Below are 13,556 nucleotides of genomic sequence, written 5' to 3' on the forward strand. Positions count from 1 at the left end.
AACCCGGGAACCGGCCTCCTAGTAAACGGCCCGGCCGCCGGAAAGATCGAACACAAAGCCGGTGGTGTACGAGGCCCCGGGTGAAGCGATGAACTCCACCAGGGCTGCTGCCTCCTCAGCTGTCCCCAGGCGACGCATGGGTATTTTCTGCAGGTCTTCGGCTGTCGGCGCCTTTCCGTTGAGCAACGGCGTATCGATCTTGCCAGGTGCGATGGCGTTGATCGTTATGCCCGCGGCGGCGTACTCCTTGGCCAGCGCTTTCACCAAGCCAATGATGCCGGCTTTGCTCGCTGAATAACCTGTCATCCCCTGAACACCTTCCTTGCCTGCTGTGGAGGAGAAGTGGATGAGCCGCCCGAAGCCGTTCTCCGCCATAACCGGAAGCACGGCCTTGGAGAGCGCAAACGCCCCGGTGAGGTTGACCCGCAAAAGCAGATCGAACTCTTCGACGGACTCTTCAGAGGACGGCTGAATCTTGCCAAGGATGCCTGCCGTGTTAACAACCACATCCAGGCCACCCAAGCGGGCCACCACTTCCGCAACCACGGCCTGTACCGACTGATTGTCCGTAATATCCATGTCCAGTTGACTATAGGTACTACCCGAAACAGGCCACCGCGACGATGGAAGGTCCGCGCCGATGACGCGGTGACCGTTGCTGCCAAGCCTCCGCGCAGTTGCCTCCCCTATGCCGGAAGCCGCTCCCACGATGAGGCATCGAAGCCCTGTACCCGTCAAGTTCAGGGTTTTCATACTGTTTGGCGTTCCCTTGCGTTGACGGGTTCTGCGACGTGGCGGCTAAAGCTGTCCACGGTGCGATCCACGATGGTTTGCAGCGGCAACCGCCAGATGTCTTCGTTGAAGATTTCCACCTCGATGGGCCCCGCATAGCCTGCACGGCGGACGGATGAGGTGAGGGCACCAAGGTCGAGGGATCCGTCTCCAGGAAACAGCCTTCCGTTCATGTTTTCCGGAACGGGCAAGGGAAGCGTGAAATCGCTGACCTGATAGCCGGCGATCCTGTTGCCTGCGGCGAGAACGTCGTCGTCGAAATTCGGATCCCAGAACGTTGCGTAGGCGTCGATGAGGACTCCCACACTTTCAACCGGAAAATCCTCGACTACACGGAGCGCCTGGGAAATCGTCGTGACGACGCTCCTGCTCTGAACGAACAACGGATGCAGGGGTTCAAGTGCCAAGCGCACTCCCGCTGCACGTGCGTGTGGCTCAAGTTCCTCCAGCAGGCCGCGAAGCCTGTTTTCGGCGCTGCGGATACTTGGATCGTGCAGCGGCAACCCTCCGGCAATGAGCGTCAGCATTGGACTGCCCACCTCGGATGAGAGCTCAAGTGCCCGTTTGACGCCATCCATGGCCGCCCGTAATTCGGCTCCCTCTTTGTCGGCGAGGAAACCCACACGGCAGACCGAACTGACGGAAAGGCCGGTGTCGCTGAGCAACCGGCGGGTCCGGGCCAGGCCGATCTCTTCCACCGGCTCAATCCAGAGGCCGATGTGTCGGATGCCCGCTCGCATGGCCGCCTCTGCTGTTTCAATCAGGGGGTAGGGGCGCGTCGTGGCTTGGTTCAGGCTGAGCTCTACATTGTTTCTCATCGTGAAGCCACCACTTGGTTCAAATGGGGGAAGGCCTGCGCTTCCGTGGATCCCTTGCCGATCCGAACCGGCAGTCCCGTCCGGGCAGACTCGTAGACCGCTGCGACGATCTGCAGTGATTTCATCGCTTCCCGCCCGCTCACGCAGGGTGCGCGGCCACTCCTCACGGCATCGACGAAGTCAGCCACCTGGAGTTTGTGCAAAGGGAGGAGCTTGGCATTCACTTCTGCCACGGGAATGTCCCCCGTGAGTCCGTCCTGGAACACGTCGATGGCTCGTTCTTCACCCCGGACAGCCCACAAGTCGTTGATGGCGTCGGAGCCTTCCGGGTATTCAGAGACGTTGACGGTGGCACCGCTGCTTCCGGTCACCACGATCCGGCTTCCCAGATTGGGCGATGCCGCCACTGTGGCGCTAAGGGTCGCTATCGCACCCGAGGCGAAGGTAATAAGTGCCGCCGCCGTGTCTTCTACTTCGATGGACTCCCCATGGACGAACGTGCCGGCCTTAGCGCTGACCTCCACTGGATCTCCCATGAACCATTGCAACAGGTCTATGTAGTGGATGGCCTGGGTCATCAGCACTCCACCGCCGTCGGCCGCCCATGTACCGCGCCACGCGGCAGCGTTGTAGTAATCGGTCCCGCGATGCAGGAGTACTTGGCAGTGGCCGAGCATCGGCTGCCCGAGCCGGCCGTCGTCGATGGCAGCGCGCAAAGCCAGGGCCCCAGGCCAGAACCTACGCTGGAATACGACGCCGAAAGTAACGTCGTGGCGCTCAGCGGCAGCCACCATTCGTTGGGCTGACGCTACGTCCGTCGCCACCGGCTTTTCACACAGAATGTGAACGCCTGCGGCTGCTGCTTCAGTCACTACTGCCTCGTGGGTGGGGTGCGGCGTGCAGACGCTGAGTGCATCGATCCCCAACTCAATGAGTTCACGAACGGACTGGACCGCTCCGGCAATGCCACGTTCTGCAGCGAAATCCTGGGCGCGGCCAAGATCCACATCGCAGACGCCCACGACGTGGACATTGGAGATTGCGGAGTAGGACTGGAAGTGGTTGTCGGCGATGTTGCCGCAGCCCACAATTCCTACGCGGAAAGGTTGGTTCATGACTGTTCTCCTGAACGGATGGGGGTGGGCTGGGCCTGGTTTGAGATGGGAGATCCGAGTTGATCCAACGGGATTTTGGACGTTTCTTTTGCCGTGAGGGCGCCGGCTACAGCGAGAAGGGAGATGACGGCGGAGATCACTGCCACTGGCAGCCAGTCAGTCGGGTTTCCGGCCGTCAGCGCGGTGTAGATCGTGGGGGCGAAGCCCGCAGCGATCAATCCGATCTGCAGGCCCAGGGCCATTCCCGTCTGGCGGACCTTCAGGTTGAACATCTCCGCGAAGAATGACGGATACGTGGCATTGATGGCCGCGTAAGCGAAGGAGACCGAGAGGAACCCCGTGAGGAACAGCAGGGGGACGTTGCCCGACTGAATCGCGGCGAAGTAGGCGAAGATCATCACGGCACAGCCCAGATTTCCGGCGATGAAGACCGGCTTGCGGCCTACTCGATCGGAAAGGGCAGCGAGCAAGGGCTGCGTCACCAGTGCGCAGATGTGGCTGACGATGAGGACCCACAACATGGTGCTCCGCGGGATGTCGTACACGCTGGTGGCGAAGGAGAGGGCGAAGACTTTGATCACGGTATCGATGGCGAAGGCGAGTGAGCAGAACGTCACGCGGATAATGGCACCCCAGTGGGACCGGAACACCTCCACAACCGGCACTTTGACCAGCGCGTGCTCAGCCTGGGCTTCCACGAATGCCTCTGGTTCGGTGAGTTTTGCCCGGATCACGAATCCGGCAATGGTGACGAAGGCACTCAGGAAGAACGGGATCCGCCAGCCCCAGCTGAGGAGTTGGGCTTCAGGCAGAGCCGAAATGGGTACGAAGACAAGTGTTGCCAGAACGAAACCGGCCACGATGCCGTTAGGAGCCCAACTCGTGAAGAAGCCGCGGCGGCCTTCAGGAGAAACTTCAATGGTCAATACTGTGGCGGCAGCGGTCTCGCCCCCCACGGAAATTCCCTGGAGAATCCGCAACGTGATCAGCAGGGTGGGCGCCCACACGCCAATCTGCGCGTAGCCGGGCAGGCAGCCGACCAGGAAGGTGGACGTTCCCATGAGGATCAGGATGAAGACCAGCACCTTCTTCCGGCCGATCCGGTCGCCAAAGTGTCCCAAGAGCACTGCACCCAGGGGGCGGGCAACGTAAGAGACCGCGAAGGTGGCCAGCGCAGCCAACGTCGCCACGCCTCCAGCCTCCGGGAAGAAGATCTTCCCGAAAACGAGGGCTGCTGCCAGAGCGTAGATGTAGTTGTCGTAGTACTCCAGCGTTCCGCCGGCCATGCTGGCGACAGCTGCCCGCCGAGGGCTGTTCTTGGCATGCGGTGGAAGCACCGCGGTGTCTTGCAGGGAGGTTTTCACTGACTTCTCCTTCATTGCAGATTCAGTCGTCTTTGGTAATTGCCCTGTTGGGCTAGGGGATGATGAGGGTTTTGCCGCGGCCAAGACGGCCTTGGGCGAAGTCTTCGATTGCCTGGGGGGCATTGCGGAGACCTTGAATGAGGTCATGCGGAAGGGCGTTGAGCCCGTGAAGTGCCACGAGCGCTGCAGCTGTGTGGAGATTGGCAGTGGTGTAGCAGAACGTTCCGGTGATGGTGAGCTCGCGGCGTACCAGGTCACCGGCGGCAGGCAGCGTTCCGCCGGTGGCAAGGCCTGCCACGCAAATCGTGGAGCCCGGCACCATCAGGTCCATCACGGCACTGATGGTGGCGGCACTGCCGACAGTGTCGATCGCAACGTTCCAGCGCTGTCCGGGAACGTCACCGGGAGCCAAGGCGCTCACGCCGAAGGCCTCGATGGCTTCCCTGCGCTGGGGGTCAGGCTCCACCACCGTGATGCTCGCGGCGCCCAGGCTGCGGGCCTGAAGGGCGCAGGCCATTCCGATCGCGCCTCCACCGATGATGCCAAGGTGACTGCCAAACCTTACTTCGGCCCGTGCACATGCGTGGACTCCCACAGCGATCGGTTCGACAAGCGCCAGCGCACGGGAATCCGGTTCCCCGGGAACAAGGATTGTTTGAGCGGCATCCACCGCCACAAAGCTCTGCAGCCCGCCGTCGACGTCCCGTCCCATAAGTTTGCGCTCGCTGCAAAGGCCACGGGAGCCCGCACGGCAGTCCTGGCACTTTCCGCACGTCAGGTTGGGGTCTACAGCTGTCTTTTGTCCAACGGACCTGAACTCCACGTTGGCCCCGACGTCCACGATCGTGCCGCCGAATTCGTGCCCCAGAACAGAGCCTTTCCGGAGACCGTCGTGGTCGCCCCGCCAGATGCTGAGGTCAGTGCCGCAGACTCCAACACTTTCGACACGAATCACCACCTGATCCGGACCCGGCGCCGGCCACGCGCTGTCTTCGAAGTCGAGTTGTCCGGGTCCTGCCCACGCTACCCTGCAGCCCACTGTCGAGGTGATCATGAGACTGCAACCAGTTTGTCCGAGGCACGGACAGTGCGCATGGCCGCATCTGCTGCGCGCCGGCCGAAGACGAAACCAAACACGATGCCTCCCACATAACGGAGGTCCTGGGCCCCACCCGCGTCTGCTCCGGCGGCGAACAGCCCGGTGACAGGACGATTGTCGCGGTCCAGAACCTGGCTGTCACCGTTCACCCTCAGTCCGCCGAACGGGATGGTGATGCAGGGCTGGAATTCCACGGCGCGGAACGGGCCCTTCTTGAGCGGGCTTGGACGCTTGGGAAGCGGTGCGTCCAGGCTGACTGATTCGCCATTGGATGCACGCTGGTAGTTCTCCAAGGTCTCCACGAGGCCCGCACGGTCAACACCCCAGCCGGCCACCACTTCCACCAGTTCCTCAAGAGTGGCAGTTTCGGCGGTGCGCGCTCCCAACTGGGAGGCCTCAGCATGCCGGTCGAGGGCCATGCCGCTGGGATACGGTACGGCAAGCGCCCGCGTCTGCTGAACTTCGTCATCCCATATCAGAACACCACGGCGTCCCGGTTCACGGACAACTGCCTGGTTGGAGACCTCATCGCCCAGAGACTCGTCGGTGAACCGCCGTCCCAGCCGGTTTACCATGACGCCGTAGGCGGAGAAGTACAAGGTCAGCCGCAAGAACACTTCCGGAGATACAGGCAAGGGGCTGGGCAACGTGTGCCCATAGAAACCTGAAAGGTGACGGCTGGCGGCACCTCCGGCGGCAGCTCCCAAGCGGAATCCGTCGCCCACCGAGTGGGGATTGCTTCGGACAGCAATATCATCGGCGCCATTGCCAATGAACTTCTGTTTCAGCTCAGGATCGCCCTGGAATCCGCCTGTGGCCAGGAGAACTGCCCCACTGAGGACGGCGATACGTTCCCCACCAAACTCAAACGAGGCACCGGCCACAGCACCGTCCTCAATGATGAGTTCAATATCGTTCACGCCCGTCAGGAGCCCGCCACCGGTGGCTTCAACTTTTGCCGACCATTTGGAAATCAGCTCTTTGATGTCGATCTTGCGGGCACGGCCCCATTCCAGATGGTCCAGCCATTCATCGCTGACAGTTACACCGGCTTCACGGACATCCTGCACCGCTTGGTCGTAGCCTTCAACCACCAACGGTCCAAGGACAGGATCCCCGTCCGGTTGGATGCTCCGAAGGACGTCAAGATTTGGGGCGGTCCAAAGAATCCCCGCCGACAGTGCGGCAGAACCACCAGGTGCCCCGCCCTTCTCCAGGAGCAGCACCCGTCCCCCGAGGTCCACCGCACGGTTGGCGGCCGCCAATCCAGCCGCGCCCGCACCAACCACGATCAGGTCGAAGGGTTTTGTAAGGTCGGTCATTGCATCTCTCCTTTGAGTTTAATGGATAACGTTTGCCACTGTATCCATAAAGGCATACATCGCAGTGGCAAAGGTTTACCATTACGCTAAGGGTGTACTGACGCACCTGTCAAGCACTTCGTGCCGCGACCAGGGAACCATCCCGGTGGCAGTTAGGCTTGGACGGTTGAATCCACCGAAGGAGTCTGGGAAACATGGCCACATTGCGGGAAGTAGCCGAGCTTGCCGCCGTCTCCGTGGCTACAGCCTCGCGCGTGCTCAATGGCTCAGCCCATCCGGTGTCCCGGGACATTCGCGAGAGTGTCCAATCCGCCGCCCAGACGCTGGGCTACACACCAAGCGCCGCCGCCCAGGCCTTGAAGCAGCAGCGCAGCAAGATCATCGGCGTCATTGCCAGCGACATCCTGGATCCCTACTTCGCCGAGTTGACCCGGGGCATCGAAATAGAAGCTGCCAAGGCTGGATTCGTCACCATCCTGGCCAATGCGAACAGGGACCCTGAACAAGAACGAACCAAGTTCCGCGTTCTCCGGGAGCATCAGGCCTCCGGGATTGTGTTCTGCGGCAGCGACATCGAGGGTTCCCCTGGAACGGCTGAACTGGCGCGGGAGGTCAATCTTGCTGTCAGGGCTGGAACCAGGGTGGTGGCGCTGGCTCCACGCGGATTCGATTCCACCAAAATCGTCATCGACAACCATGCCGCGTCCTACGAATTGACCCGCTATATGCTCTCACTGGGCCATCGGAGGATTGCATTTGTCGGCGGTATGCCGGGGCTGACAGCCGTGGAACAGCGCGTCATCGGATATCGCCGTGCGATGTTCGAAGCCCAAGCCCTTCCCATGGTGTTGGGGAACGCCGGCATGCGCCAGGAATCCGGGCGGGAGGCAGTGGCGCACCTCATCGCCGCGGGAGAACTGCCCGAAGCGATCGTATGCGCCAATGACGAGATCGCCGTGGGTGTTTTGGCCGGCCTGTGGACCTCCGGCTACCGCATTCCGGATGATGTTTCGGTGGCCGGCATCGGAGGTACCAGAGGCGGGGCGGTCTTCGGCCTCACCACCGTCACCCTTCCGCTTGTGGAACTCGGCGGGCTGGCCGCCGCCTACATCGCCGATGCCGGCCGATCGCCCAAAATCCCGGAAGCCCCGCAATTTGAGCTGCGGCCCGGCACCACAACCGCTGCGAAAGACACCAGCGGATCCAGCAGGAGCTACGGGCGCAGCACCCTCTAGGGCACGCTAGCCGAACAAGTCCCCCGTCAGCGGAGGCCGGGGATCGGAGCGCAGTTCCAGCCCGGCCGGCAGCCCGGTCACGGTCCCGGAAGAACCGGAGGCCTGCACCGTGATCCGCGAGCGCCCCAGCAACACGTTGTCGGCCTTGAACGTGCCAAAGGAGTCAGGCAGGATCGGTGCCAGATGCAGCACGTTCCGTGTGAAGTCGGGATCGAACCGCAGCAGGATACGGGCGAGTTGGACGGGGGCCGCAGCTGCCCACGCTTGAGGGGAACACGCCGTCGGATACGGAACCGGCTCCGAAAAGTCTGAACGGTCAAAGCCGCAGAACAACTCTGGGAGCTGGCCGCCGAAGTGCTCGGCGGCGTCGAACAATCCGCTGGCAACCCGACTGGCCTCCTTGACGAAGCCGTACCGCATGAGTCCTGTGGCGGCGAGCGCGGTATCGTGCGGCCATACCGAGCCGTTGTGGTAGCTGACGGGGTTGTATGCGCCCATGTCGGAACCCAAAGTCCGGATGCCCCATCCCGTGAACATCTCGGGCGACATCAGCCGTTCCGCAACCAGCGGCGCCTTGTCCTCGTCCACGATGCCCACCCACAGGCAGTGGCCCATGTTGGACGTGCACGAGTCCACGGGCTTCTTGTCCTTGTCCAGCGCGAGCGCGAAATACCCTTGGTCCGGGAGCCAGAAGGCGTCGTTGAAGGCGGCTTTCAGCGTTGCGGCACGGTCCGCGCAACGGCGTTCGACGGCGGTGTCACCCGCCGCCCGCGCCAGCAGTGACCTGCCCACATAGGCCGCATAGGCGTAGGCCTGGACCTCGCACAGCGCGATGGGGGTCTCCGCCATCCTGCCGTCGGCGAAGTTGATGCCGTCCCAGGAGTCCTTCCAGCCCTGGTTCACCAGTCCGTGCTGGTTGGGCCGTTGGTATTCAATGAAGCCGTCGCCGTCGCGGTCCCCGTAGTTTTCCATCCATTCGATGGCACGGTCGGCGTGCGGGAGCAGGGAATCGATGATGTCCGCACCCAGTCCCCATCTGCTGAGCTCGCCGAGCGTGGAGACGAACAGGGGTGTTGCGTCCGCGGTTCCGTAGTAGGCGGTCCCGCCCAGCGCGAGCCCTGCCGTGACACCGAGCCGCACCTCGTGGGGCATACGTCCGGGTTCTTCCTCGGAGTCAATGTCCACTTTGGTCCCTTGCAGTGCCGCCAATGTTTGCAGGGTTCCAGCCGCAAGGTTGGGATCCACCATCAGCGACATGTAGGAGGCCAGGAGCGAGTCGCGCCCGAACAGGGCCATGAACCACGGAGCACCGGCGGCCACCGCGGCACGTCCAGGATGCGCGGGGTCGAAAATCCTCAGCGAGCCCAGATCGCGCTGGCTGCGTTCCAGGACCTCCTCGACGTTGGTATCACTCACCGCGATCCGGGGTACGTGTTCTTCCCAGGCTGCGTGACGGCGGACGCCGGGGGTGTGGTGGAGCGGGGTGGTCTCGGTGAAGGGATCATTGGGTCCCTCTCCGTTGACCAGTGGGAGGGCGATGATGCTGGTGGTCCATTGGCTGCGGGCGGGGATGGTGACGTGAAACTGTAGTCCTTCATCGGAGACCTTGGCACCGGAAGCCCGGAAGGCCACTCCCCTGCGTTGACCGTTGGAGTGGAGGGACTCGATGAGCAGTTCCTTCTTATGTGCCTTCCTCACGGGAATTCCCGCTTTATTGGCGCGTCCGCCTTTGACGTCGAACAGGTCGGCGAGGTCGGCGTCGATCAGCAGGTCAATCCCGCAGGGCGCGTCTTGTCCCGAGTAATTCCTGATCGTGATGTCGTCCCGCAGCCCGGCACCCACGTGCCGTTGATGCTGGACTACCAAAGGACTGTCGAACCTCCCATCAGCCGAGCACGCCCGGCCCACGTACTCTGCCTGGAAAGCGGTGGGATTCCGCGCCACCAACGGCTCCCTCAGCGCCCCGTTGACCCGCAGGATCCAGCGCGAGACGATCCTCGTGTCCTGGTAGTAGGCACCTTGGGATCCCCCGCCGTGGATGTCACCTGAGTGCGAGGAGATACAAAAGGATGAACCCTCGACGACGGTGACGGCACCCAGCTCTGACGCCCCGGCTTCGGTGTCTTCGTTCCAAGCGGTCATGGCAAACGAAACCTTCTTCCGCACAGGTCCTGGTTGTCGATCATCGGTTGATGGGGGCTTGCCTCTGATTGTCTTGCAAGTTGTGCTCGACCGGTAGGCCCTTGTCCTTGAATTGCCCGATCAGCCGGGCGTACACATCCAGGTGGTCCGCAGCCATGCGTTCTGAGCTGAAGGACTCTTCCACTGATCGCCGGCAGGCGTCGCGGCTTAGAGACGGGACCTGCTCAAGGCAGGCCGCCAACTCACGGGTAGACCCCACGAAACCGGTGATCCCGTGCCTCACGATCTCCGGAGCGGCCCCCATCGCAGTTGCCAGGACAGGGGTTCCCGTGGCGAGTGCCTCGATCATCACCAGCCCAAAGGGTTCGTGCCATTGGATGGGATTCAGGAGTGCAATGGCATCACCCATCAACTCGTATTTGTCGGGATCCGAAAGCTCGCCCAGGAACTCCTCACCCGAGCCCAACGCTGGTTGCACCACCTCACGGAAGTAGCTTTGCTCATCCGGCGCGTGCATCTTTGCCGCAATCCGCAGGGGGACGCCTGCTTCGCGGGCAACGGCCACAGCTTCCATGAGTCCCTTGTCCGGACACATGCGCCCAACAAAGCACGCATATCCCCCGGCCCCTTGCCCGACGCTCACTGCGGAGAGGTCAATCCCATGGTGGATGACGGCCGCAACCGGCAAAGCAGAAACCCGGCTGCACTGATCGTGGGAGATGGCGATGATGGCCGAGTCTTGCGCCATGTCCCGGTACAGGGTTGCCGCCCGTGGTGAGAGCTGCCCATGGATGGTGGTCACAACGGGCACGTCCACAGGACGGTGGGAGTAAAGGGGGCCGGCCAACGTGTGATCGTGAATGATGTCCACGTTCTGGAGCCCTGCGTACGCCTTGATGACATGGGCCAGCTCGCTCAGTGTGAGGCCTACTTCCTCGGGCTCGCTCGGCCCGAAGCCCGCAACCTGGGGAACAGGGCAGGTGCTGTCGGATGCCGTTGCCAGCAGGACTTCATGTCCGGCATCCACCAATGCCCGCGCCAAGGCGTCCACAACACGTTCTGTTCCGCCGTACTTTTCGGGCGGCACGGTAAACCAAGGGCCAACAATGAGTCCGATGCGCATGCTGGAGCCTCCGCGCAAAACCCCCCAGTCCAAGGGCTGGCTTCATAACCCTTCTCAAGGGTATTGGGCTTCCCTTGGCACGGCAACGGGTGAGCAAAATAACAGCCGTCCAAGGAATGCCCTGCCGGCCCACAGGGTTGCCAACAGCATGAAGATTGAGATCTGGTCAGACGTCGCGTGCCCGTGGTGCTACATCGGCAAGCGCCGCTTCGAGACCGCCCTGGCACAGTTCCCGCACCGCGATTCCGTTGATATCGAGTGGAAGAGCTATCAGCTGGATCCCTCCATCCCCGAGCACTACGACGGTACGGAGCTGGACTACCTGAGCAACCGCAAGGGCATGGCACCGGCGCAGGTCAAGCAGATGTTCGCCCACGTCACCGAGACTGCCAAGGGTGAAGGCCTGGACTACCGCTTCGACAAGGTGGTGGTGGCCAACAGCTTCACCGCCCACCGCCTCATCCACCTTGCTGCTTCCCACGGAAGCCAGGACCAAGCCAAAGAGCAGCTGCTCAGCGACCACTTTGAGCATGGCAAGGACATCGGCAACCAGGAGTACCTCACGGAACTCGGCGCTTCCCTCGGGCTGCCCGCCAACGAAGTAGCAGAACTCTTCACCTCGGACAAATACACGGATGAGGTGAACCAGGACATCAACGAGGCCCGCGCCATTGGCGTCACCGGTGTCCCGTTCTTTGTCATCGACCGCAAGTACGGCATCTCCGGCGCCCAACCCGCGGACCTCTTCAGCCAAGCCCTGAACCAGGCCTGGCAGGAAGCCAACCCGTTGATTCCGGTGGGCGCATCCGACGCCGAGGCCTGCGGCCCTGACGGCTGCGCAATCTAGCCAGCCAACCGCCGTCGTACTTAACCCAAGTAGGTCGCAGATCAAGCCGTTCTGAGCGCTCAAAACGGCCTGATCTGCGACTCAGTTGGGTACGAGGCTAGGCCTTCACCACGTCAAGCTCGACGACGGCCCAAGACAAGGCGGGCAGCGTCAGGCGCAGCTCCGAGCCAGTCGCCTTAACACCCTCCAGCGGAGTGAGGCCCACACGGCCCGTCTGCTCCTGGGTGTTGATGGTGAAGCGGTCGCCGCCCTCGGGAATCTCCAGGACTTCGGCGCGGAGCACCTGGCGGGCATCGAAGCCGCGCAGGGCAACCTCGACGTCGGCGGCTTCTTCCAGCCCACGGTTGGCGAAGAACAGGGCCACCCGCCCCGTCTCCTCATTCCACGTAGCGCTGACGTCCACCAGGTCCGTGTCGCCAAACCGCGCATTCGAGTATTTGTCCGAGTCCACCGAGAGCCGCAGGATCTGGCCCTTGGCGAGCTCTGCCATGCGTGCGAACGGGTGGAAAATGGTCTGCTTCCACGCCGGCCCGTTCTCTTCCGAGAGGATCGGTGCGATCACGTTGACCAGCTGGGCCTGGTTGGCGATCTTCACGCGATCGCCGTGGCGGAGCAGCGAATTGAGCAGGGTACCGACCACCACGGCGTCGGTGACGTTGTACTTGTCCTCGATCACGCGCGGGTGCTCGCGCCAGCCGGCCTTGATCACGTTGTGCGGCTGGTCCTCGGTGTCCAGGCCTCGCTGGTACCAAACGTTCCACTCGTCGAAGGACAGGTTGATGTGCTTCTTGTGCTTGCCCTTGGCGCGCACGGCATCCGCGGTGGCGATCACTGACTCGATGAAGTAGTCGGTGTCGACGGCGGAGGCCAGGAAGCTGCCCACGTCACCTTCGTGTTCCTGGTAGTAGGCGTGGAGGGATACGTAATCCACCTCGTCATAGGTGTGTGTGAGGACAGTCTGCTCCCAGGCACCGAACGTCGGCATCCCGGAGTTGGAGCTGCCGCAGGCCACCAACTCAAGCGAGGGATCCACGAAGCGCATGGCCTTGGCGGCTTCCTGCGCCAGGCGGCCGTACTCGTCAGCGGTCTTATGGCCGATCTGCCACGGCCCGTCCATCTCGTTGCCCAGGCACCACAGTTTGATGTTGAACGGGTCCTTGTGCCCGTTCTTGGCGCGGAGGTCGGACCAGTAGCTGCCGCCGGGATGGTTGGCGTACTCCACGATCTCGCGGGCCGCCTCCACTCCCCTGGTGCCCAGGTTGATGGCTTCCATGATTTCCGTGCCGGCCTGCTTGGACCAGTCCACGAACTCGTGCAGGCCGAAGGCGTTGGTCTCCACCGTGTGCCAGGCACCGTCCAGCCGGCGGGGCCGGTTTTCGCGCGGGCCAATGCCGTCTTCCCAGTTGTAGCCCGAGACGAAGTTGCCTCCGGGATAGCGGATGACGGTGGCGCCGAGTTCCTTGACGAGCTTCAAGACGTCCTGGCGGAAGCCATTTTCGTCGGCCTCCGGGTGCCCGGGTTCGTAAATGCCGGTGTAGACGCAGCGGCCCATGTGCTCCACGAAGGAGCCGAAGAGCCGGCGGGGTACCTCGCCTATGGTGAAGTCGCGGTCGAGGGTGATGCGTGCGCGGGACATGTATCTCCTTGGTTGTGATCTGAAACTGTTGTGTTCTGAAACTTTGGTTGGCTATAAACGTGC

General features: G+C 62.5%; 11 protein-coding genes. 2 read left to right on the top strand and 9 right to left on the bottom strand.

Annotated features, from left to right (window positions below; all coding sequences use genetic code 11):
* Positions 1–18: 18 nt before the first annotated feature.
* From GVL04_RS13805 to GVL04_RS13830, 6 genes are read right to left on the bottom strand one after another with little or no spacing between them, the layout of a single operon-like run.
* Positions 19–753 (bottom strand): SDR family NAD(P)-dependent oxidoreductase, encoded by a 735-nt coding sequence (locus GVL04_RS13805; protein ID WP_159705523.1) that lies wholly within the window; start codon positions 751–753, stop codon positions 19–21.
* Complete coding sequence (locus GVL04_RS13810; RefSeq protein WP_159705526.1) at positions 750–1,610, bottom strand: sugar phosphate isomerase/epimerase; 861 nt, start codon at positions 1,608–1,610, stop codon at positions 750–752. The genes GVL04_RS13805 and GVL04_RS13810 overlap by 4 nt, the downstream gene beginning before the upstream one ends.
* Positions 1,607–2,725 (bottom strand): Gfo/Idh/MocA family protein, encoded by a 1,119-nt coding sequence (locus tag GVL04_RS13815; protein ID WP_159705529.1) that lies wholly within the window; start codon positions 2,723–2,725, stop codon positions 1,607–1,609. Before GVL04_RS13815 ends, GVL04_RS13810 begins: the two co-directional genes overlap by 4 nt.
* On the bottom strand, positions 2,722–4,089 hold the full coding sequence (locus GVL04_RS13820; RefSeq protein WP_235036283.1) for an MFS transporter: 1,368 nt from the start codon (positions 4,087–4,089) through the stop codon (positions 2,722–2,724). The genes GVL04_RS13815 and GVL04_RS13820 overlap by 4 nt, the downstream gene beginning before the upstream one ends.
* A gap of 52 nt (positions 4,090–4,141) precedes the next feature.
* Positions 4,142–5,143, bottom strand: a complete 1,002-nt coding sequence (locus GVL04_RS13825) for a zinc-binding dehydrogenase (protein WP_159705535.1) — start codon at positions 5,141–5,143, stop codon at positions 4,142–4,144.
* Positions 5,140–6,510 (bottom strand): FAD-binding protein, encoded by a 1,371-nt coding sequence (locus GVL04_RS13830; RefSeq protein WP_159705538.1) that lies wholly within the window; start codon positions 6,508–6,510, stop codon positions 5,140–5,142. Before GVL04_RS13830 ends, GVL04_RS13825 begins: the two co-directional genes overlap by 4 nt.
* Before the next feature lie 194 nt (positions 6,511–6,704).
* On the opposite strand from GVL04_RS13830, the gene GVL04_RS13835 reads away from it, so the two are divergent.
* The gene (locus GVL04_RS13835; protein ID WP_159705541.1) at positions 6,705–7,745 is read left to right on the top strand and encodes a LacI family DNA-binding transcriptional regulator; all 1,041 of its coding nucleotides are present in this window, start codon (positions 6,705–6,707) and stop codon (positions 7,743–7,745) included.
* 6 nt (positions 7,746–7,751) lie between these two features.
* Here the strand turns inward: GVL04_RS13835 and GVL04_RS13840 are convergent, their stop codons facing one another.
* Together GVL04_RS13840 and GVL04_RS13845 are read right to left on the bottom strand one after the other, a co-directional pair.
* Positions 7,752–9,887 (bottom strand): glycogen debranching N-terminal domain-containing protein, encoded by a 2,136-nt coding sequence (locus tag GVL04_RS13840; RefSeq protein WP_159705543.1) that lies wholly within the window; start codon positions 9,885–9,887, stop codon positions 7,752–7,754.
* A 40-nt stretch (positions 9,888–9,927) separates the two neighbouring features.
* Entirely contained in the window at positions 9,928–11,010 is a 1,083-nt protein-coding gene (locus tag GVL04_RS13845) for a glycosyltransferase family 4 protein (RefSeq protein WP_159705545.1), read from the bottom strand.
* Positions 11,011–11,158: 148 nt separating this feature from the next.
* Here GVL04_RS13845 and GVL04_RS13850 point away from each other — a divergent pair, with 148 nt between their 5' ends.
* Entirely contained in the window at positions 11,159–11,857 is a 699-nt protein-coding gene (locus tag GVL04_RS13850) for a DsbA family protein (RefSeq protein ID WP_159705547.1), read from the top strand.
* A gap of 97 nt (positions 11,858–11,954) precedes the next feature.
* On the opposite strand, the gene GVL04_RS13855 is transcribed toward GVL04_RS13850, so the two are convergent.
* On the bottom strand, positions 11,955–13,493 hold the full coding sequence (locus tag GVL04_RS13855) for an alpha-N-arabinofuranosidase (protein WP_159705549.1): 1,539 nt from the start codon (positions 13,491–13,493) through the stop codon (positions 11,955–11,957).
* Positions 13,494–13,556: the final 63 nt, after the last annotated feature.

Source organism: Arthrobacter sp. 18067, assembly GCF_902706295.1.
GTDB lineage: Bacteria > Actinomycetota > Actinomycetes > Actinomycetales > Micrococcaceae > Arthrobacter.